Annotated in this window: 13 protein-coding genes; 2 read left to right on the plus strand and 11 right to left on the minus strand. The window is 73.1% G+C overall.

Going from position 1 to position 20,883, the window contains the following annotated elements; all coding sequences use genetic code 11:
* Positions 1 to 3 precede the first annotated feature (3 nt).
* The 7 genes from ACP4J0_RS03900 to ACP4J0_RS03930 all read right to left on the minus strand — a co-directional run bounded on the left by ACP4J0_RS03900 (position 4) and on the right by ACP4J0_RS03930 (position 13,987).
* On the minus strand, positions 4 to 1,617 hold the full coding sequence (locus ACP4J0_RS03900; RefSeq protein WP_426597189.1) for a succinic semialdehyde dehydrogenase: 1,614 nt from the start codon (positions 1,615 to 1,617) through the stop codon (positions 4 to 6).
* A 323-nt stretch (positions 1,618 to 1,940) separates the two neighbouring features.
* Complete coding sequence (locus ACP4J0_RS03905) at positions 1,941 to 3,632, minus strand: serine/threonine-protein kinase (protein WP_426597190.1); 1,692 nt, start codon at positions 3,630 to 3,632, stop codon at positions 1,941 to 1,943.
* A gap of 81 nt (positions 3,633 to 3,713) precedes the next feature.
* Positions 3,714 to 4,889, minus strand: coding sequence for a serine/threonine-protein kinase (locus ACP4J0_RS03910; protein WP_426597278.1), 1,176 nt, complete (start codon positions 4,887 to 4,889; stop codon positions 3,714 to 3,716).
* Between the two features lie 107 nt (positions 4,890 to 4,996).
* Entirely contained in the window at positions 4,997 to 6,784 is a 1,788-nt protein-coding gene (locus ACP4J0_RS03915) for a protein kinase domain-containing protein (protein WP_426597279.1), read from the minus strand.
* A 173-nt stretch (positions 6,785 to 6,957) separates the two neighbouring features.
* Entirely contained in the window at positions 6,958 to 9,843 is a 2,886-nt protein-coding gene (locus tag ACP4J0_RS03920; RefSeq protein WP_426597191.1) for a protein kinase, read from the minus strand.
* A gap of 153 nt (positions 9,844 to 9,996) precedes the next feature.
* Positions 9,997 to 12,120, minus strand: a complete 2,124-nt coding sequence (locus tag ACP4J0_RS03925) for a serine/threonine-protein kinase (RefSeq protein ID WP_426597192.1) — start codon at positions 12,118 to 12,120, stop codon at positions 9,997 to 9,999.
* Between the two features lie 160 nt (positions 12,121 to 12,280).
* Complete coding sequence (locus tag ACP4J0_RS03930; protein WP_426597193.1) at positions 12,281 to 13,987, minus strand: glycerol-3-phosphate dehydrogenase/oxidase; 1,707 nt, start codon at positions 13,985 to 13,987, stop codon at positions 12,281 to 12,283.
* A gap of 295 nt (positions 13,988 to 14,282) precedes the next feature.
* On the opposite strand from ACP4J0_RS03930, the gene ACP4J0_RS03935 reads away from it, so the two are divergent.
* The gene (locus tag ACP4J0_RS03935; RefSeq protein WP_426597194.1) at positions 14,283 to 15,491 is read left to right on the plus strand and encodes a nucleotide sugar dehydrogenase; all 1,209 of its coding nucleotides are present in this window, start codon (positions 14,283 to 14,285) and stop codon (positions 15,489 to 15,491) included.
* 253 nt (positions 15,492 to 15,744) lie between these two features.
* Here ACP4J0_RS03935 and ACP4J0_RS03940 read toward each other — a convergent pair whose 3' ends face one another.
* The 4 genes from ACP4J0_RS03940 to ACP4J0_RS03955 all read right to left on the minus strand — a co-directional run bounded on the left by ACP4J0_RS03940 (position 15,745) and on the right by ACP4J0_RS03955 (position 20,123).
* A complete protein-coding gene (locus ACP4J0_RS03940) occupies positions 15,745 to 16,869 on the minus strand; it encodes a GuaB3 family IMP dehydrogenase-related protein (RefSeq protein WP_395572072.1) in 1,125 nt (374 codons plus the stop codon).
* A gap of 105 nt (positions 16,870 to 16,974) precedes the next feature.
* Positions 16,975 to 18,480 carry an IMP dehydrogenase gene (gene guaB, locus ACP4J0_RS03945; RefSeq protein WP_426597195.1) on the minus strand — a complete coding sequence of 502 codons (1,506 nt, stop codon included), beginning with the start codon at positions 18,478 to 18,480 and terminating at the stop codon, positions 16,975 to 16,977.
* Positions 18,481 to 18,644: 164 nt separating this feature from the next.
* Positions 18,645 to 19,232, minus strand: a complete 588-nt coding sequence (locus tag ACP4J0_RS03950; RefSeq protein ID WP_382720506.1) for a sigma-70 family RNA polymerase sigma factor — start codon at positions 19,230 to 19,232, stop codon at positions 18,645 to 18,647.
* 279 nt (positions 19,233 to 19,511) lie between these two features.
* On the minus strand, positions 19,512 to 20,123 hold the full coding sequence (locus tag ACP4J0_RS03955) for a response regulator transcription factor (RefSeq protein WP_003948568.1): 612 nt from the start codon (positions 20,121 to 20,123) through the stop codon (positions 19,512 to 19,514).
* A gap of 390 nt (positions 20,124 to 20,513) precedes the next feature.
* On the opposite strand from ACP4J0_RS03955, the gene ACP4J0_RS03960 reads away from it, so the two are divergent.
* Positions 20,514 to 20,852, plus strand: a complete 339-nt coding sequence (locus tag ACP4J0_RS03960; RefSeq protein WP_426597196.1) for a WhiB family transcriptional regulator — start codon at positions 20,514 to 20,516, stop codon at positions 20,850 to 20,852.
* The last annotated feature ends 31 nt before the right edge of the window (positions 20,853 to 20,883 follow it).

A 20,883-nucleotide genomic window follows, 5' to 3' on the forward strand; every position in this document is an offset into this window, starting at 1 on the left:
TGCTCAGCGGAGGCGGAAGGCCTTCATCAGGCGCAGGCTCCGGTTCATGAACGCCGCGTACTTCTCGTCGTCCATCCCCAGCGACGGCGCCATCGGCAGCAGTCGCTGGTGGGCGACGGTCTGGGCCTCGGTGTACTTGAGGATGCCCTCGGAGCCGTGCCGGCGGCCGAGGCCGGAGTCCTTCATGCCGCCCATCGGGGACTGGACGCTGCCGTAGGCGGGGGCGTAGCCCTCGTTGATGTTGACGGTGCCGGTGCGCAGGCGGGCGGCGACGTCGCGGCCGCGCCGGGCGTCCTTCGTCCAGACCGAGGAGTTCAGGCCGTACGGCGTGGAGTTGGCCTGCTCGACCGCCTCGTCCTCGGTGGTGAAGCGGTAGACGGAGACGACCGGGCCGAAGGTCTCCTCGGTACACACGGTCATGGGGGCCGCGACCCCGTCGAGGATGGTCGGCTCGTAGAAGTACGGGCCGATGTCCGGGCGGGCGACTCCGCCGGCGACGAGCTTCGCGCCGTGCGCGACCGCGTCCGCCACGTGCCGCTCGACGGTCTCCAGCTGCCGCTCCCCCACCAGCGAGCCCATGTCGGCGCCGTAGGCGAGGGAGGTGCCGAGCCGCATGGTCCTGGTGCGGGCGGCGAAGCGCTCCAGGAACGCGTCGGCGACGGACTCGTGGACGTAGAGCCGCTCGATGGAGATGCAGAGCTGGCCGGCCGAGGAGAAGCAGGCGCGTACGGCGCCCGCCGCCGCCTTCTCGATGTCGGCGTCCTCCAGCACCAGCATGGCGTTCTTGCCGCCGAGTTCGAGGGAGACGCCGACCAGGCGGGCCGCGGCGCCCTGGGCGACCTCGCGGCCGGTGCGGGTGGAGCCGGTGAAGGAGACGTAGTCGGCGTGCCTGACGACCTCGGGGCCGACGACCGGCCCGTCGCCGAGGACGACCTGGAAGACCTCTGCGGGCAGCCCGGCCTCGATGAGCAGGTCGCGGGCCCACAGAGCGGTCAGGCAGGTCTCGGTGTCGGGTTTCATGACGACCGCGTTGCCCGCGACGAAGGCGGGGAGCGCGTCGCCGACGGACAGCTCCAGCGGGTAGTTCCAGGGGGCGATCTGGCCGACGACGCCGCGCGGGTGGCGCAGCTCGGTGACCTTCGTCAGGGCCGGTACGGCGCCGGTGTGCCGCCTGGGCCGCAGATACGCGGGTGCCTTGCGGCCGTAGTGCCGGGCGGCGACGGCGACGGCCTGGACCTCCTCATGGGCGTGCAGGCGGGCCTTGCCGGTCTCCAGCTGGATGAGGTCGAGGACCTCGGCCTGGCGTTCGAGGACCAGGTCGTGGAAGCGCAGCAGGACGGCGGCGCGCTGCCGTACCGGTGTACGGGCCCACACGGCCTGGGCGGCGCGGGCCCGTTCGAAGGCGGCGGCCACGTCCTCGGGCGTCGACTCGGGCAGGTCGGCCAGCTTCTCACCGGTGAACGGCGTGTGGTTGGCGGTGCGGCCGGAGCCGGCCACGCCCTTGGTGAGCTGGGCGACCAGCTCGGGCGTGACCACGTCGGCGGCGGTGCGGGCGCCCGCCGGGGCGGGGGCGAGAGGGTTCGTGCCGGTGATTTCCGGGGCCTGCGCGTCCGTCATGAGCCGCAGGGTATGACGCCGCGAGGGCTTTGTGTACCCGTCGGTAATCGGGATTCACCGAGTGCTCACACAATGCCAGTGATCGCTGGCAGCGAAGCCGCTGATCAGGGCGTTACGCGGGAGGGCTGACCTGATCGATGCGTACCGCCCCGGAGTGGGGCCGGGGTCGCCGACCACTGCCGCCATGCCCTCGGTGGTCTCCTCGAGCGCCCGGCGGACGGCGCCCGGCGCGTCGGCGCCGACGCGCCGGTCCAGGCGGAACCGCCGCGCGACGAGCCGGCCCAGGCGGTACCGCCGCGCGACGAGCCGGCCCTGGTCCTCCGTCAGGGATTGCGGATCTCCCAGTTGGCGATCACCGTACGGGCGATGTCCCGTCCGTCCTCGGCGAAGTAGCCCTCGCGCGGGTAGTCGATCGACACCTTGTACATGTCGCCGTTGCCGGCCCGGTAGTAGACGACGTGGTACTCACGCTTGCGGGGGTTCTGCGTGTCCGTGGTCGTGTAGGCGATGACGTTCTCGGCCGCTCTGCCGTCCTTGTACTCGGTCGCGACCGGTTCGCCCTTGGGAGCGGGCTCGTCGGCGAAGTTCGACGAGTACTCGCCGTCCTTGAACACGTCCCAGTCCGCCCACGCGTTGGCCATGGCGGAGTCCGGGATCTTGCCGTCATCGTCGTCGGCCTTGATGTCGCGGTCCACGTGGACGGTGACCGCACCGCTCGGGTCCGCGAACGACTCGGTGGTGCCGTCCCAGTCGTCGGGGTGCTTCAGCTTCACGAACGCCGCCGGCACGCCGACACTCATGCCGTGTTTCGTGCCGAGTGCCTGCCTCTTCCACCCCTCCGGCAAGGGCCCCGCGAAGGGGTCCGCGACCACCAGGTACGACGCCACCGCCGCCGCGACGACCGCCGCGCCGAGGGTGATCCACGCGTTGCGGCCCAGCCGGACGCTCCATCCGGAGACCGGCCCGGACGGTCCGTCGCCCTCGGCGGCCCGTACGACCTGGGTGGCCGCCGGCGCCGGCGGGTTGGCGGCGGCGTCCAGCAGGGCCCTGACCCGGGCGGCGTCCGGGCGGCGCGCCGGGTCCTTGTCCAGCAGGCCCGTGATGGCCTCGGCCAGCGGTCCCTTCGCGGTGGCGGGCGGTGCGGGCGCGGCGTTGAGCACGGACTGGAGCGTCGCCGGGGTGTTGCTGCGGCGGAACGGCGAGACGCCCTCCGTCGCGGCGTAGAGCACCACGCCCAGTGACCACAGGTCGCTCGCCGGGCCGGGGCGCTGGCCCAGCACCCGCTCGGGGGCGATGTACTCGGGCGAGCCGACGAAGCCGCCGGTGTCGGTCAGGCTGGTCTCGCCCTCGATCTGGGCGATGCCGAAGTCGGTGAGGACGACCCGGTCGTGCCGGCCGAGCAGTACGTTGTCCGGTTTCACGTCCCGGTGCAGGACGCCCGCCGCGTGCGCGGCCTCCAGTGCGCCGAGCACCTGCAGACCGATCCGGGCCGCCTCCCGCGCGCCCAGCGTGCCCTCCTGCAACGCGTCGCCCAGCGAGCGGCCTCGCACCAGCTCCATCACGATCCACGGCCGGCCGTCCACCACGGCCACGTCGTGCACGTCGACCACCGCGGGGTGGTCGAGCCGGGCCGCGGCGCGTGCCTCGCGGCGCATCCGTTCGAAGGCGTTGTCCCGTTCCCGTTCGGGAAGATGGTCGGGTACGCGGGGCTCCTTGACGGCGACCTCGCGGTCCACCGTCTCGTCCTTGGCCCGCCACACCGTGCCCATGCCGCCGTGCCCGAGCTTGGCGATCAGCCGGTAGCGGCCGGCGATGAGCCGCCCGGCGCCCGGGTCCTGTGCGGGCGGCCCGGCGGGCTCGGGCGTGGACCGCGGCCGCGCCCGCGGCGGTACGACCTGGGTGGGTGCCGCGTACGGGTTGCCGGGATGTGGCACGGCGACGGGCGGGTTCGGTGGTTGCAGGCCAAAACTCGTCGGCTCGTCCGACCCGTTGCGAGGTCCCCCGTTGCTGCTCATGGATCCATCCATATCGCGCCGGACGCGTGCGTATCCACCGCCCGTGGCCCGCGGTCACAGACCCGTGACGCACGCTGCCGCTTATCTCCTGTTTAGGTGCGTTGCGGCGGACTCCGAGGGGGACGGAGACGCGAAGGAAGCCGCGGAGGAGGCATCGGAGGACACCTCGGTGGACACCTCTGAAGAGGCATCAGAAGAGGCATCAGAAGAGGCATCGGAAGACGCGGCGGACGGTGCCATCGGCTCCGTCGTGGCGGGCGCCGAACTCGTCGGCGTACCGCCGCCGTCGGCATCACCGTCCGCGAGCAGCGCCGCGGTGGTGACTCCCGCGCCCGCCGCCGCGACGACCAGCAGCACCGCGAGGAGCACGCCCCGCGTCACGCGCCGGGGTTCACCGTCCTGGTGCAGCGCCGGCGTACGGCCCGTGGCCAGGAAGGCGCGCAGCATCCGCTCGGCCTCCGCCGCGTCCAGCCGCCGTCCCGGGTCGCGTTCCAGCAGGCCCCGTACGACGGGGAGGAGGGGCTCGGCCTGGGCGGGCGGGCGGATCTCCTCGGTGACCACGGCGTGCAGGACGCCGCCCAGCGAGTCCCGGTGGAAGGGGGACGCGCCGCTGAGGACCGCGCACAGCAGCACGCCCAGAGACCACAGGTCGGACTCCGGCCCGGTCCCGGCACCGGACATCCGCTCGGGGGCGGTGTACTCGGGGGAACCGACGAAGGAACCGGTCTCGGTGAGCGTGGTGGCGCCCGCCACCTGGGCCACGCCGAAGTCGGTGAGGACGACCCGGCCGTCCTCGGCCACCAGCACGTTCGACGGCTTCACGTCCCGGTGCAGGATGCCGGCCGCGTGCGCGGTGCGCAGGGCGCCCAGCAGGGCGATGCCGATCCGGGCGGCCTCGGTGGCGTCGACCGGGCCGTGGGTCAGCACCCGGTCGGCGAGCGAGCCGCCGTCGACCAGTTCCATGACCATGTACGCGCGTGCGTCGGCCTCGACCACGTCGTGCACGACGATGACGTGCGGATGGCTCAGCTGCGCGACCGCCCGGGCCTCGCGCAGGGTGCGCTCGCGGCGCCGCCGGGCCTCGGCCGCGGAGAGGCTCTCGTCGAGGGGGAGCGCCTTCACGGCCACCTCGCGGGCGAGCAGTTGGTCGGTCGCCCGCCACACGATGCCCATGCCGCCGCGGCCGAGCCGCTCATGGAGCCGGTAACGGCCCGCGATGACACGCCCGCCCGCCCCCTCGGTCACCATGCGTCCCATCATGCCGCACCGGACGCACCGACTCCGGACCGCTGTCACACGGGTGGCCGACAACCGACGGGTCCCGGGCGGCGCCCGGCCGGCTGCCGGCCGTCGTACGGCGGAGGTCAGCCGGTGTTCTCCTGCCAGCTCTGCAGCACCGACTTGAACCGCTGCCGCATGGTCGGCCAGTCGTTCGCCGGCCCCGACATGTTGAAGGCGTACTCGACGCCGTCGCGGGACATGTACGTCTCCGCCACGGCGCGACGCGGTCCGGGGAAGGGGGTGTCCTTGGCCAGCGCCGTCCAGGCGTACTCCCACCGGGCGCTGTCGCGGTCGCGGTAGGTGGAGCGCTCCATGGTGACGCGCTGGTAGCCGACCAGGCGGTGGAGCTGCACCTCCAGGTCGAGCTGGTGCGCGTAGGGGTCGTTGTAGTCGGGAGCGGTGTCGACGGATATGCGGAGGATGTGCTCGCCGCCGTCCGGGGTGTAGTCGACCTGCTGGAGTTCCCCGGAGTCGTCGAACTCCGTCCGCTGCCACCCCTCGGGCAGGTAGAGGCTGAAACCCAGCGGGTCGTCATGGCGGATCCAGTCGGCCGGGACGGAGGTGCCGGGATCCTTGCCGGTCGTGGCGGAAGCGGAGGGGGAGGTGGAAGGGGATGTGGAGGTGGAGGTCGAGATGGAGGGGGACGGCGAGTGGGTGGTGTCCTGACCGGCCGACGCGCCGCCCTCGTCCTGCTGCTGGAGTACCACCACGGTGCCCGCGCCGACCAGGGCCGCGACGGCGACGACCAGGGCGAGCGTGCGCAGCCGGCGGCGCCGGGAACGCCGGGGAGCGGCCGCGCCCGCCGGTCCGGCCGGCGCGTGCCCCGTCGGCGCGTGCCCCATCGGCGCGTGCCCCATCGGCGTGGGGCCCGCCGCCGGGTCGCCGGACGCCGGATGCCCTGTCGCCGCGGGGCCGACCACCGTCGGGCCGGTCATCGGCCGGAACGGCGTCGCGGTGTTCCCGCCCGTCTGCCCCGGAGTCCCCCAGGGAGCCGTGCCGCCGTGCCCCGGCGGGCCCGCGTACTGCGTCGGCACATACGCCTGGGCCGCGTCCGGACGCCGTCCCTCCGCCGCCTCCGCGAGCATCTGCTCGGCCTCGGTGACGTCGGGCCGGGTGGCCGGATCCTTGCGCAGCAGGGCGCTGATGACGGGCCCGAGCGGTCCGGCGTACCGGGGCTCGGAGGCCTCCTCCTCCACGACCGCCTGCATGGTGGTGAGCGGCGACGTACGGCGGAACGGCGATCTGCCCTCCACCGCCGTGTACAGCGTCGCGCCGAGCGCCCACAGGTCGGAGGCGGGGCCCGGGTCGTGGCCGCGGACGCGTTCGGGTGCCAGGTAGTCGACGGAGCCGACGACCTCCCCGGTCCTCGTGATGGTGGAGTCGCCCTCGATCTGCGCGATGCCGAAGTCGGTGAGCAGCACCCGGCCGTCGTCGGCGAGCAGTACGTTGCCGGGCTTGACGTCGCGGTGCAGGACACCGGCGGTGTGCGCGGCGCGCAGGGCGCGCAGCACCCACAGGCCGATCCGGGCGGCCTCCCGCGGCTCGACCCGTTCCTCCTCCTTGACCGCGTCGGCCAGTGAGCGGCCCTCGACCAGCTCCATCACGATCCAGGGCCGGCCGTCGTGTTCGAGTACGTCGTGCACGGTGACGACGGCCGAGTGGTTGATCCGCGCCGCCGCGCGCGCCTCCCCTCGGGTGCGTGCCAGCAGGATCGCCTGGTCGCTCTCGGAGACGTAGAGCGCGGCGGTCAACTCCTTGATGGCGACGGTCCGGTGCAGCACTTCGTCGTGTGCGCGCCACACCCGGCCCATGCCGCCGCTGCCGATGGCGTCCTCGAGCCGGTAACGGCCCGCGACGAGCCGGCCCTGCATCTGATTCACGTTGCCCCGCAATGGTCTTGTCCAGGGCCAGACTAGGGACCGGCCCGCGTCCGGGGAACGGGTGGGGTGGCGCGGAACCGCCTTTGTGACGGTTGTCGCTTTCCGCGGCAGACGTCAACCACTCCGGACGAACTGCCGTCGCACCGACCGTTGCTGGCCGGCAGTCAGCCCGTGTACCGGTAGCTCGCCGCCGCCTGTTCGTACAGCCGCGTCACCTCGTCGCGTTCCGCCGCCGGGCCGCGGACCTGCACCACGTGGTAGCGCCCGTCGATCAGCATCGCGGCGTTGCGCACGTACAGCTCGCCGCTGTCGGCTCCGGTCCAGGTGAACTGGCCCTCGGCCATGGTCCGTCCGCCGACCTCGATGGTCTTCAGCCCGCTGGAGGTGGCCCAGCTGGAGGCGCGGTACGACTCCAGCTCGGGTTCGCTGTCGCGCTGGTAGACCATCGGGTCGTCACCGAACTCGGCCGCGCGGTCCCGGCCGGGTACGACGATGAGCTCGAAGTCGCCCTTGCCGTAGACGACCTGGCCGCTGCCGTTGCGGGGCGTGCGGGTCCAGCCCTCGGCGACCGCGACGCGGAAGCCCTCGGCGTCCTCGCGGAGGGTGAAGCCGTCGGCGACGTCGGGGCGGTTGGTCTGCGTCTCGGTGGAGCCGCTCCCCGTCCGGGAGGCACTGGGCCCGGACCCGGGGGACGTCTGCTCCGGCCGGGGCTCGCTGCTGACGTCCGGCGACCGCTCGGGCGGCGCCGGGCTCGCCTCTCCGGCGGCGCCCGTCCGGTCGGTGGGGCCGGTGCCGCCCGTGTCGCTCTTCGGCATGAAGAACAGGGCGTAGGCGACCGCTCCGGCCAGGGCGAGCAGTATCAGCAGGAGCAGTGTCCGGCCGAGGCTGCGCGGTGAACGGGCCGTCTCCTGTCTGCCCCGCTTGTGCCGCCCGTGGTGCGCGGGCAACCCGGCACGCCGCCTGCGCACCAGCTCGCCCCGGCGGCGCACGATGGGCAGCCGGCCGGTCTCGGCGGGCGGGGCCGCGACGACGTGCAGGCCTGCCTCCGGTTCCGGTGCCGACCTGACCAGTGAGCGCAGCCAGCCGCTCAGTTCCTCGAAGTCGATGCGTTCGGTGGGGTCCTGACGCAGCAGCGACTCCACGACGGGCCGCAGCGGGCCGCACTCCTCGGCGAACGCCGGCGGCTCCGCGCACACGATCTGCACCAGCTCGGCCGTCGAGTCCTCCGGGTAGGGCGCGTGGCCCTGTACGGCGCGGAAGAGCAGCGCGCCCAGCGCCCAGAGGTCGGTGGCGGGTCCGATGGGCGCGGCCAGCTGCCAGTTCTCGTGCACGGGGCCGGCCTGTTCCGGCGCCCAGCGCTCGGTCACCGGACCGACCACGGCCATCCGCGTGTGCCGCGCCCGTTCGGCGGCGAGTGCGGTGGCCGGGCCGCGCGGTGCGGGGGTGCGGGCGGCCGGGTCGTCCCAGTTCCCGGTGGTGGTCGCGGGGCCGGGGTCCTGCCGTGGGGCGGCGGGCAGGTCCCGTCCCGCCGCGGGGGCGGGAGGCGCGGAGGAGAGGGCTGCGGGGGCGCCGGGGACGGAGGTGCCCCGGTCGTCGGTGGTGCGGGGAGCGGCACCGTGCCAGGAGGCCGTCCGTACGCCGTAGGGGTCGGTGATCTGCCCGGGCGGGGCGGTGTCGTGACCGGTCGCTTCGGCGGCCCGGGCATCGGCGGGGGGCGTACCGGGGCCGGCGGCGTGCGGGGACTGGTCCGGACCGGGTGCGTAGGAGGGCCGCGCACCGCCGGACCCGGCCCCGGTGCCGGTGCCCGTGCCACGGGGCGGCTGGACGGCGTCGGTGTCGTCGTCGGGGGCGGGGCGGGCGCCGGGCAGGGCCGCGCGGCCGTTCTGCGCCTCCTGGACGCGGGCTGCGGCCCGCGCACCGGCACGGTAGGCGGCGATCGCCCCGGCGCGCGCGGCGCGCACGTCCCCGGCGGCGGTGAGCGGCGTGGGGGCGAGCCCGGCGGCAGCGCCGCCCGGCCCCTGGGCGCCGGGTACCGGCAGCCCGCCGACGGTACGCGCCTCGATGGCGGACCGCCGGGCAGCCTCGGGATCGGCATCGCCGGGTCCGAGCATCCCGGTCCGCACACCCCCGGGGGCGGCGCTCCCGGCCCCGGGGCCACCGGGACCGCCAGGACCACCAGGAAGACCCGGACCGCCAGGATCGCCAGGATCGCCAGGATCGCCAGGATCGCCAGGACCACCAGAACCGCCGCGACCACCAGAACCGGAAAACCCGGTGCCCACACCCCCAGGACCCGGACCAGGAAGCCCGGCCTCCGCCCCAGCTCCGCCGGGGCCGAGCACCCTGGTCTCCGTGCCCGCGCCCCGGCCGAAGGTTCCGTCAGGGGCGACCGCCGCGCCCGGGCCGTCCTCGCCCTCGGGGGCGGGAACCGGGTCGTACCCGCACAGCGCCTCCTCCGCCGCCCCGACCGCCAGGCCGGTCAGCATCACGCGCCCGTCGTCGCAGACGAGCACCGTGCGCGCGGTGATGTTGCGGTGCACCCAGCCGTACGTGTGCAGCACCCGCAGCGCCAGGAGGACGTCGGAGGCCACCTCGGCCGCCCGGTACGGGGTGAGCGGCTGCTCGGCGAGCAGGGCGGCCAGCGGCCTGGCGGCCACCAGCTCGCTGACGATCCACAGCGAGCCGCCCTCGGCGAACACGTCGAAGACCTGGTCCAGTCGCGGATGGTCGGGGACGGCGGCCGCGGCCTGCGCGGCCTCGACGGCGCGCCGTACCACCGGGTCGGCCGGCCGCCGGGGGCCGCCGCCCGCGTCCGGTGACCGCCTGCCGGGGTGCCGGACACCGCCGTCCCGGGCCGTGAAGCCGTCGGGCAGGCCGTCCGCGTCGAGCACCTCGGCCTCGACGACCTCCGGCAACGGCACCTGCCGGACCAGGACTTCCTGGCCGCTGTACGTGTCGAAGGCCCGGGTCTCGGTGAGTTCGTACTCGTCGGACGGCGGAAGGGGCAGGCGGTAGCGGTCGGCGAGCACCCGTCCCGCATAGTCGTCCACGTCGCCACCCCCGGCAGCCCGTCGGTCAATTCCGTTCGCCCGGCGGGCCGTTCCGCCTGCGTACGGTCCGCAGGCACTCACGATACGTGCCGGAGGCAACCCCCAAAGAGTGGATGCCAGATATCGGGCCGCTCAAACCCGGGGCCCGACGGTTCAGGACTTGGGCCGGAAGGTCTCCGTCAGGGTCTGCCAGGTGTCCCGGCGCAGGTCACTGCCCCAGTCGGCGGCCTTCGCGGTGTACATGAGCGCGTAACCCTGGTGGTCGTTGACGACGAACCCCCGGTCCACGGTCCGGTACTTGGTGCCGCCGTCCGTGTAGGTGAACTCCCAGTCCGCCGCGTTCCAGCCGCGGTAGCCCACCTTCTCTATGCGGATCTTCTGGTACTGGGAGCGGACCATGTACCGCTCCTGGTTCTTCCAGTCCGCGACCGGGTCGCCCTTGGGCGTGGACGTCCAGGCGACGAGCAGCTTCTGTCCCTGGGGGCCGCTGAACCGGTCGCCCGCGGAGCCCGTGGACTGGTACTTCCAGCCCTCTGGCAGTCCGATGCCGTAGCCCTGTTCGCCCTGGTGCGTGGTGGCCGCGCCGTCGTCGTCACCGGACTTTCCGGCACCGCCCGACCCGGCCCCGGCGTCACCGGACGCACTCGCTCCGGAGCCGGGCGCGCTGCCCGGGTTCCCGTCCGCCGCCGTGTCCGACGCGGCTCCGTCGGTACCGGTACCGCTCTCCTCGTCCCGCTCGGTGCCGCCGCTCGCGGTGGCGGTGGCGGTGGCCTTGTCACCGCTTCCGCCCGCGGCCGCGTTCTCGTCGTCGCCGCCGAGCGTGAGGGCCAGCACGGTGCCGAGCACCGCGAGGGCCACGACGACGGCGATGATCACCAGCGTCCGGCGCGGCACCACGTCGGTGAGCGGAGCCCGGGGCACGGACCGGGGCGGCAGGTCCGGCGGCGGCACGACGGGCCAGCCGGAACTCCGGGCGCCCGCGGGCGTGTTCACCGCACCGGGCTGCTCGGAGCCCGTTCCGGCACCGGCGGCACCGGCACCCCGTCCCGTCGCCGCCGACGGAGCGGCGGCCCCCGGACCACGCGAAGCGGCGGCGGCAGCCGCCCCGGCAGACCCGGCCACGGCGGTTCCCGAGGCGGCCGAGGGCCCGGCGGCCCCGGTGGTCCCGGTGGCCCCGGCGGCGTCCGTCGCGGCCCGGCCGGTTCCGGACGGCTTGGCGCGGGAGGCGGCCGCGGCGCCGGCCGCACCGGCCCCGACCGCGGCCTTGCGCACGGAGCGCAGCGCCCCGCGCAGCCGCTCCCCGGCTTCCTCGCCCCGCTTGCCCCCGGAGCCCGCCGAACCGCCCCGGCGGGTCCGCTCGTCCGGCTGGGCCGGCAGCGGTACGACCTTGGTGGCGTCGGCCGGTTCGGTCTCGTCCGCCCGGTCCGGGGCGTGGATGACCTTGTTGAGCATCGCGCGGGCACCCGCGTCGTCGAGCCGCTGGGCGGGGTCCTTGTTGAGCAGCCCGAAGATGACGTCCCGCAGCGGGCCGGCGTTCTTCGGCTCCTCCAGGTTCTCCGTCATCACCGCGGTCAGCGTCGCGATCGCGGAGCCCTTGTCGTAGGGCGGCGAGCCCTCCACCGCCGCGTACAGCAGTCCGCCGAGCGACCACAGGTCGGCGGCGGGTCCCGGCTTGTGGCCGCGGGCGCGCTCCGGGGAGATGTAGGAGGGGGCGCCGACGAGCATGCCGGTGGAGGTGATGGACGGGTCGCCCTCCACCTGGGCGATGCCGAAGTCGGTGAGGACGACCCGGCCGTCCTCGGCGATCAGGACGTTGGACGGCTTCACGTCGCGGTGCAGGATGCCCTCGCGGTGCGCGGAGCGCAGGACGTCGAGGACGGCGAGGCCGACCTCCGCCGCGCGCTTCGGCTTCAGCAGGCCGTCCTCACGGATGGCCTCGGCGAGCGACTTGCCCTCGACGAGTTCCATCACGATCCACGGCCGGTCGTCCTCCTCGACCACGTCGTAGACCGTCACGGCGCTGTTGTTGCGGATCCGCGCGATCGCCTTCGCCTCGCGCAGCGTGCGCGTGATCAGGCGCCGCTTCTCCTCCTCGTCGATGTTCCCCGGGAACCGCAGCTCCTTGACGGCGACCGTGCGTCCGAGGGTCTCGTCCTCGGCCCGCCACACCGTCCCCATGCCGCCGCGGCCGAGCACGTCTCCCAGCCGGTACCGCCCGGCGAGGAGACGTGCGCTCTTGTCCGTACGGGATGTCCCCGCCCGCTCCGCCTCCGACATGCGTCCCCTCATGCAACCCGCCCTGACAGAGCCTTCATTGTCCCTCACCCGACAAGTGCTCGACGCCCAGGGTGCCTCTGGAGCCGGCCGGGCGAGGGGGCGGGTGGAACGGTGGGGTGACCCTGAGTCACACCCGCCCCGGCAGCCCCTGCCACCTGCCCTAACGCGGCACGATGTCCGGTGCCCCCAGCCGGGCCGCGTCGGCCGTCAGGTCGTCCGGCTGGCGCTGCGACTCCCGCTCGGCCTCGACCCGCTTCTCGTAGTGCTGGATCTCCCGTTCGATCTGGTCCTTGTCCCAGCCGAGCACCGGCGCCATCAGTTCGGCGGCCTCGCGGGCGCTGCGGGTGCCCCGGTCGAAGGTCTCGATGGATATGCGGGTGCGCCGGGTGAGTACGTCGTCCAGGTGCCGCGCGCCCTCGTGCGAGGCGGCGTAGACGACCTCGGCGCGCAGGTAGTCGTCGGCGGCGTGCAGGGGTTCGCCGAGGGAGGGGTCGGCGGCGATGAGCTCCAGCACCTCCTCCGCCATGGCGCCGTACCGGTTCAGCAGGTGCTCCACGCGTACGACGTGCAGGCCGGTGCGCGCGGCGACCCGCGCCCGCGCGTTCCACAGGGCCCGGTACCCCTCGGCGCCGAGCAGCGGCGTCTCCTCGGTGACGCAGTCGGCGACCCGCAGGTCGAGTCCGTGCACCGCCTCGTCCACGGCGTCCTTGGCCATCACCCGGTACGTCGTGTACTTGCCGCCCGCGACGACGACGAGGCCCGGCACCGGGTGCGCGACGGTGTGCTCGCGGGACAGCTTGCTGGTGGCGTCGGACTCGCCGGCCAGCAGCGGGCGCAGACCGGCGTAGACGCCCTCGACGTCGTCGCGGGTGAGGGGCACGGACAGCACGGAGTTGACGTGTTCCAGCAGGTAGTCGATGTCCGCGCTGGAGGCGGCCGGGTGTGCCTTGTCCAGGTCCCAGTCGGTGTCCGTGGTGCCGATGATCCAGTGCCGGCCCCAGGGGATGACGAACAGCACGGACTTCTCGGTGCGCAGGATCAGACCGGTGCTGGAGTGGATGCGGTCCTTGGGCACGACCAGGTGGATGCCCTTGGAGGCGCGGACGTGGAACTGGCCGCGCTCGCCGACCATCGACTGGGTGTCGTCGGTCCACACCCCGGTCGCGTTCACGATCTGCTTGGCGCGGATCTCGTACTCCCCGCCCGCCTCGACGTCCCGGACGCGTGCGCCGACCACGCGCTCGCCCTCGCGCAGGAAGGCGGTCACCCGCGCGTGGTTGGCGACGGGGGCGCCGTAGGCCGCCGCCGTGCGCACCAGGGTGGCCACGAAGCGGGCGTCGTCCATCTGGGCGTCGTAGTACTGGAGCGCGCCGACCAGCGCGTCCTTCTTCAACGCGGGTGCCACCCGCAGGGCGTGACCGCGGCTCAGGTGGCGGTGCATCGGCAGGCCCCGGCCGTGGCCGCGGGCCATCGACATGGCGTCGTAGAGCGCGACGCCCGAGCCGGCGTACAGCCGTTCCCACCCCTTGTGCTGCAAGGGGTACAGGAACGGCACCGGCTTCACCAGGTGCGGCGCGAGCCGTTCCAGCAGCAGGCCGCGCTCCTTCAGCGCCTCCCGTACGAGCGCGAAGTCGAGCATCTCCAGGTAGCGCAGGCCGCCGTGTATCAGCTTGCTGGACCGGCTGGAGGTGCCGGACGCCCAGTCCCGTGCCTCGACCAGGCCGGTGGACAGGCCGCGCGTCACCGCGTCGAGCGCGGTGCCCGCGCCGACCACACCCGCCCCCACCACCAGTACGTCAAGCTCGCGCTCGGCCATGGCCGCGAGCGACTCGGCGCGCTGCGCCGGCCCCAGGGTCGCTGTCCTCACTGCTGCCTCCCGCTGTCGGTCGCGTCGGCCGCACCCGTCGGGGCGAAGCCCGGTTCCTGGTACCCACCATGCCCAGATTCTGACCGACTCGCCCGACATCGACCGCCGCACGACCCCCAGCCTGTGGACAACTTCCCCGCAGCTCGCCGCCGGGACTCGACACTCACCGAAACTCGGCGGATCAATCCCGTAAATCGGTCATATTTACTCCTAGTCTGACGTTGTGCTCGCCCATTCTGTCCACCGGGCTTGCGCACCTGTCCCGCTTCGGTTACTGGGAAGGACGGCCCACGCCATGCCCGCAGATCTCGCCGTCATCGGACTCGGCCCGTACGGCCTGCCCCTGGCCCAGGCCGCCGTCGCCGCGGGCATCCCCACCCTCGGCTACCGCACCGGCCCCGAGGCCGACCCGCTCACCCCCGCCGAGGTGCGCCGGATGCTCGCCACCGGCTTCCGGGCCCCCACCGGACCGGCCGAGCTGGGCCGCGTCCGCACCGCCGTCATCTGCGCCCCGACCCGGCCCGGCGCGGACGGCCGCCTGGACCTCACCCAGGTCGAGGCGGCGGCCCGCACCCTCGCCGCCCACATGCGCCCGCACACCACGGTCATCCTGGAGTCGCCCGTGCAGCCCGGGACGACCGAGGGGTTCCTGCGCCCGATCCTGGAGCAGGGCTCCGGGCTGCGGGCCGGCCGCGACTTCCACCTCGCCTACTCGCCCAGCCGCGTCGACCCCGGCAACCGCGACTTCACCCCGGCCAACACCCCGAAGGTCATCGGCGGCCTCACCCCCGCCTGCACCGAGTCCGCCGCCACCTTCTACGGCCGCCTCACCGACAAGGTGGTCCGCGCGCGCGGCCCCCGTGAGGCCGAGACGGTCCAGCTCCTGGAGACCAACTTCCGGCACGTCAACATCGCCCTCGCCAACGAGATGGCCGTCCTCTGCGACGACCTCGGCGTCGACCTGTGGGACGTGCTGCGCTGCGCGGAGACCAAGCCGTTCGGTTTCCAGGCCTTCCGCCCCGGACCCGGCGTCGGCGGCCACTCCGTCCCCCAGGACCTGACCGGCCAGGCCCCCCACAGCCTGCGCATGGTGGAACTGGCCCAGCAGGTCAACTCCCAGATGCCCCGCTACGTCGTCCAGCGCGCCGCCGCCCTCCTCAACGAGCACGGCAAGTCCGCGCGCGGCGCCCGGGTCCTCCTCCTCGGCGTCACCTACAAGGCCGACCTCGCCGACCAGCAGGCCAGCCCGGCCGAGGAGATCGCCACCCGGCTGATGTCGATGGGCGCCGCGATCAGCTACCACGACCCGCACGTCCCGTCCTGGAACGTCGCCGGCCGCCCCGTCCCCCGCGCCGACTCCCTCTACGAGACCGCCGCCGACGCCGACCTGACGATCCTCCTCCAGCAGCACCGCACGTACGACCTCCAGGGCCTGTCGGTCAAGGCCCAGCTGCTCCTGGACACCCGCGGGGCCACGCCCACGGGGGCGGCGCACCGGTTGTGAGGAGGGGCGCGCGGGGGCCTGGTTGCCGTGGAGGCGGCCGCTCACGTCCCGTGGATCCACGAGATGCGCCTCCTGGACCGCCGTAAAGGGACGTGACCGGCCCGGCACGGCCCCCTCACCCGCTCATCCGCCCCGTAGGCACCGCGCGCCCCCGCACCGCGCCGCGCGCCCCCTCGCAAGCCCTGAGCACGCGAAAGAGGCCGGCCGCCCCGTCATGGCGACCGGCCTCTTCGGAGCCGTCGTACGACTGCCGCTACCGCCGGTGCTGCGAGTCCCCCACCGTCACCTCGACGCGCTGGAACTCCTTCAGCTCGCTGTACCCGGTCGTCGACATCGCCCGGCGCAGCGCACCGAAGAAGTTCATCGAGCCGTCGGGGTTGCGGGACGGACCGGTGAGGATCTCCTCGATGGTGCCGACCGTGCCGAGGTCGACCTTCTTGCCGCGGGGCAGCTCCTCGTTGACGGCCTCCATGCCCCAGTGGTTGCCCTTGCCCGGCGCGTCGGTCGCGCGGGCCAGCGGCGAGCCCATCATCACGGAGTCGGCGCCGCAGGCGATCGCCTTGGGCAGGTCGCCGGACCAGCCGACACCGCCGTCGGCGATGACGTGCACGTACCGGCCGCCGGACTCGTCCATGTAGTCGCGGCGGGCCGCCGCGACGTCCGCCACGGCCGTCGCCATGGGCACCTGGATGCCGAGCACGTTGCGCGTGGTGTGGGCGGCGCCGCCGCCGAAGCCGACGAGGACGCCCGCCGCGCCGGTGCGCATGAGGTGCAGGGCCGCGGTGTAGGTGGCGCAGCCGCCGACGATGACCGGGACGTCCAGCTCGTAGATGAACTGCTTCAGGTTCAGCGGCTCGTGCGAGCCGGAGACGTGCTCCGCCGAGACCGTGGTGCCGCGGATGACGAAGATGTCCACGCCGGCGTCCACGACGGCCTTGGAGAACTGGGCGGTGCGCTGCGGGGAGAGCGCGGCGGCGGTGACGACGCCCGAGTCGCGCACCTCCTTGATGCGCTGCCCGATCAGCTCCTCCTTGATGGGAGCCGCGTAGATCTCCTGGAGGCGGCGGGTCGCGTTGTCCGTGTCCAGCTCGGCGATCTCGTCGAGCAGCGGCTGCGGGTCCTCGTACCGGGTCCACAGGCCCTCGAGGTTCAGCACGCCGAGGCCGCCCAGCTCGCCGATGCGGATGGCGGTGGCCGGGGAGACGACCGAGTCCATGGGAGCGGCCAGGAACGGCAGCTCGAAGCGGTAGGCGTCGATCTGCCAGGCGATCGAGACCTCCTTCGGGTCCCGCGTACGGCGGCTGGGGACGACGGCGATGTCGTCGAAGGCGTACGCCCGGCGGCCGCGCTTGCCGCGCCCGATCTCGATCTCAGTCACGTCTGTGGCCTTTCCCTGATGCGTTGCAGCGCCTTCCAGTATCCCCGACGGGCACGGCGAGGGCGGCCCCGGATGCTCCCGGGGCTGCCCTGGAAGGCCTTCTGCCTACTTGCTGCGGCTGTAGTTCGGTGCCTCGACCGTCATCTGGATGTCGTGCGGGTGGCTCTCCTTGAGACCCGCCGAGGTGATCCGCACGAAGCGGCCCTTCGACTCCATCTCCTCGATCGTCGCGGCCCCCACGTACCCCATGGTCTGGCGCAGGCCGCCGACGAGCTGGTGCAGCACGTTGGCCAGCGGGCCGCGGTAGGGCACCTGGCCCTCGATGCCCTCGGGCACGAGCTTGTCGTCGGACGCCACCTCGGCCTGGAAGTAGCGGTCCTTCGAGTACGACCTGCCCTGGCCGCGGGACTGCATGGCACCGAGCGAGCCCATGCCGCGGTAGGACTTGAACTGCTTGCCGTTGATGAACTGCAGCTCGCCGGGCGACTCCTCGCAGCCGGCGAGAAGGCTGCCCAGCATCACGGTGTCGGCACCGGCGGCCAGCGCCTTGCCGATGTCGCCGGAGTACTGGAGCCCGCCGTCGCCGATCAGGGGGACACCGGCGGCCCGGGCGGCCAGGGACGCCTCGTAGATCGCGGTGACCTGCGGGACGCCGATGCCGGCGACCACGCGGGTGGTGCAGATGGAGCCGGGGCCGACGCCCACCTTGATGCCGTCGACACCGGCGTCGATCAGGGCCTGGGCGCCGTCGCGGGTGGCGACGTTGCCGCCGACGACGTCGACGCCGACGCTCGACTTGATCTTCGACATCCAGCTGAGCGCGTTGCTGTTGTGGCCGTGCGAGGTGTCGACGACCAGGAAGTCCACTCCGGCCTCGGCGAGGGCCTGGGCGCGGTCGAGCGCCTCGGGGCTGGCACCCACGGCGGCACCGACGAGCAGGCGGCCCTCGGCGTCCTTCGCGGCATGGGGGTACTGCTCGGCCTTCACGAAGTCCTTGACCGTGATCAGGCCCTTGAGGACGCCGTCACCGTCGACCAGCGGAAGCTTCTCGATCTTGTGGCGGCGCAGCAGCTCCATGGCGTCCACGCCGGAGATGCCGACCTGTCCGGTGACCAGCGGCATCGGCGTCATGACCTCGCGCACCTGCCGGGAGCGGTCGGTCTCGAAGGCCATGTCGCGGTTGGTGACGATGCCCAGCAGCTTGCCCGCGCCGTCGGTGACCGGCACGCCGCTGATGCGGAACTTGGCGCACAGCGCGTCGGCCTCGGCGAGGGTGGCGTCCGGGTGGATGGTGATGGGGTTGGCCACCATGCCCGACTCGGAGCGCTTCACCAGGTCGACCTGGTTGGCCTGGTCCTCGATGGACAGGTTGCGGTGCAGGACACCGACGCCGCCCTGGCGGGCCATGGAGATGGCCATCCGGGACTCGGTCACCTTGTCCATCGCCGCGGAGAGCAGCGGGATGTTGACCCGCACGTTGCGGGAGATGCGGGACGAGGTGTCGACCGCGTTCGGGAGCACCGCGGATGCCCCCGGCAGCAGCAGCACGTCGTCGTAGGTCAGCCCGAGCGTCGCGAATTTCTCGGGCACTCCGTCGACGTTGGCAGTCATGACACCTTCCCCAAATGGCCTTGATCGGTGCGGATGTCCATGCTAACGGGAAGTGGACGTGGCTCATTCCACGATCATGGGCACCTGTGGTGTTCGTAGCTTCGTACGGAACCGTCACCCCGCCCGTTCACCGGCGCGAAACCGGGGCCACGGCCGGGTCTCCGCTACTGCTCCGCCAGTGCCCGCAGCCGGCTCAGCGCCCGGTGCTGCGCGACCCGGACGGCGCCGGGTGACATTCCCAACATCTGACCCGTCTCCTCTGCCGTGAGCCCCACCGCGATGCGCAGCAGGAGCAGCTCCCGCTGGTTCTCGGGCAGGTTGGCCAGCAGTTTCTTGGCCCAGGCGGCGTCGCTGTTGAGCAGCGCGCGCTCCTCCGGGCCCAGTGAGTCGTCCGGCCGCTCGGGCATCTCGTCGGAGGGGACGACCGTCGAGCCGGGGTGCCGCATCGCCGCGCGCTGGAGGTCGGCGACCTTGTGGGCGGCGATGGCGAAGACGAACGCCTCGAACGGGCGCCCGGTGTCCTTGTAGCGCGGCAGCGCGAGCAGCACCGCGACGCAGACCTCCTGGGCGAGGTCCTCGACGAAGTGCCGGGCGTCGCCGGGCAGCCGGGACAGACGCGTGCGGCAGTAGCGCAGCGCCAAGGGGTGAACATGGGCGAGCAGGTCGTGCGTGGCCTGCTCGTCCCCGTCGACGGCGCGGTGGACGAGCCCACCGACCGTCCCTTGATCAGGGGCCGCCTCGTCGTCACGCATCGGTCCATGGTGCCTTGCGGCCGTCCGATCCGTGGCTCCGCGCCCGTTGTTGTGCACCGAAGCGTTATGAGCAGGTGCGCCGGAACTCATCCCCTGCGCCCTCCCATTCCGCTCGACCGACTCGTCCCCGAGGAACTCCACACCTCAAGGATGCGTCATCGGCGGCGAAACGAGCAGCGGGCGCCCGGCGGGTCGCCTTGTCACCCCCGCTCACCTCGCGATAAGCGGGAACCGCGGCATCCCCGACGGGCCCTTTCGGCCTCCACCGCACGGGGTGCCCTAGCGGACCAGGCCCCACCGGAAGCCGAGCGCCACCGCGTGTGCCCGGTCCGAGGCGCCGAGCTTCTTGAAGAGCCGCCGGGCGTGTGTCTTGACGGTGTCCTCGGAGAGGAAGAGCTCGCGGCCGATCTCCGCGTTGGACCGGCCGTGACTCATGCCCTCCAGAACCTGGATCTCACGCGCGGTGAGCGTGGGCGCGGCGCCCATCTCCGCCGAGCGCAGCCGGCGCGGGGCGAGCCGCCAGGTCGGGTCGGCGAGGGCCTGCGTGACCGTGGCGCGCAGCTCGGCGCGCGAGGCGTCCTTGTGCAGGTAGCCGCGGGCACCGGCGGCGACCGCGAGGGCCACGCCGTCCAGGTCCTCGGCGACGGTGAGCATGATGATGCGTGCGCCCGGGTCGGCGGACAGCAGCCGCCGGACGGTCTCGACGCCGCCCAGGCCGGGCATGCGCACGTCCATCAGGATCAGGTCCGAGCGGTCGGCACCCCAGCGGCGGAGGACTTCCTCGCCGTTGGCCGCCGTCGTCACGCGCTCGACGCCGGGCACGGTCGCGACCGCGCGGCGGAGCGCCTCTCGGGCAAGCGGGGAGTCGTCGCAGACGAGGACGGAAGTCATGGCCGTCCTCCGCAGCTGATGCGCGTCACGTTGAGCCTCCAGGCTGGTACGAAATCGTCACCTGTGCGGTCGACCGTCCCGGACGCCCGCCCGAGCACTTGTTCCTTCAACCGCCTCCGCACTCTCAACGACGGTCACTCGAAAGAGTTACGGGGCTGTGTGTCGTCTTCGGCACTCTACGTGAGGGGGCGACCACGCAGCAGACATGCGCGTGGGACCCGCCCCGTTTCATCACAACCCGTGCCCCATTTAGCCGCTTTTCTTCCACTTCGTTGGTGTCTGGGGCTAGATTCGCAATGAGTCATATTTTCATCTCCTTAGATCGTAGTTGTACGGTCGTGGACGCTGTATCCCCGGCATCTACCCATATCGGCTACAAGGGGTCACGCAATGGCAGATTTCTCCCGCCTTCCCGGACCGAACGCGGACCTGTGGGACTGGCAGCTTCTGGCTGCGTGCCGCGGGGTGGACAGCTCGCTCTTCTTCCATCCGGAGGGCGAGCGCGGCGCGGCACGGAGTGCTCGCGAGAACTCGGCCAAGGAGGTCTGCATGAGGTGTCCGGTGCGCGCCGAGTGCGCGGCGCACGCGCTGGCGGTACGTGAGCCGTACGGCGTGTGGGGCGGACTGACCGAGGACGAGCGCGAGGAACTCATGGGACGGGCCCGCCACCGTCTGATGGCGGCGACGGCGACGGCGTCGGTCGGCGGGGAGGCAGCCGCACATCACTGAAGGAACGTTTCTCTATTACGCCCCTCCGATA

The sequence above is a fragment of the Streptomyces sp. WG7 genome, from assembly GCF_049975785.1.
Taxonomy (GTDB): domain Bacteria; phylum Actinomycetota; class Actinomycetes; order Streptomycetales; family Streptomycetaceae; genus Streptomyces.

Coding starts and splice junctions, on each gene's coding strand:
- ACP4J0_RS03900 (WP_426597189.1), bottom strand. CDS start 1,617: ATGACGGACGCGCAGGCCCCGGAAATCACCGGCACGAACCCTCTCGCC.
- ACP4J0_RS03950 (WP_382720506.1), bottom strand. CDS start 19,232: ATGCGTGACGACGAGGCGGCCCCTGATCAAGGGACGGTCGGTGGGCTC.
- ACP4J0_RS03960 (WP_426597196.1), top strand. CDS start 20,514: ATGGCAGATTTCTCCCGCCTTCCCGGACCGAACGCGGACCTGTGGGAC.
- ACP4J0_RS03910 (WP_426597278.1), bottom strand. CDS start 4,889: ATGGGACGCATGGTGACCGAGGGGGCGGGCGGGCGTGTCATCGCGGGC.
- ACP4J0_RS03955 (WP_003948568.1), bottom strand. CDS start 20,123: ATGACTTCCGTCCTCGTCTGCGACGACTCCCCGCTTGCCCGAGAGGCG.
- ACP4J0_RS03935 (WP_426597194.1), top strand. CDS start 14,283: ATGCCCGCAGATCTCGCCGTCATCGGACTCGGCCCGTACGGCCTGCCC.
- guaB (WP_426597195.1), bottom strand. CDS start 18,480: ATGACTGCCAACGTCGACGGAGTGCCCGAGAAATTCGCGACGCTCGGG.
- ACP4J0_RS03915 (WP_426597279.1), bottom strand. CDS start 6,784: ATGCAGGGCCGGCTCGTCGCGGGCCGTTACCGGCTCGAGGACGCCATC.
- ACP4J0_RS03905 (WP_426597190.1), bottom strand. CDS start 3,632: ATGAGCAGCAACGGGGGACCTCGCAACGGGTCGGACGAGCCGACGAGT.
- ACP4J0_RS03925 (WP_426597192.1), bottom strand. CDS start 12,120: ATGTCGGAGGCGGAGCGGGCGGGGACATCCCGTACGGACAAGAGCGCA.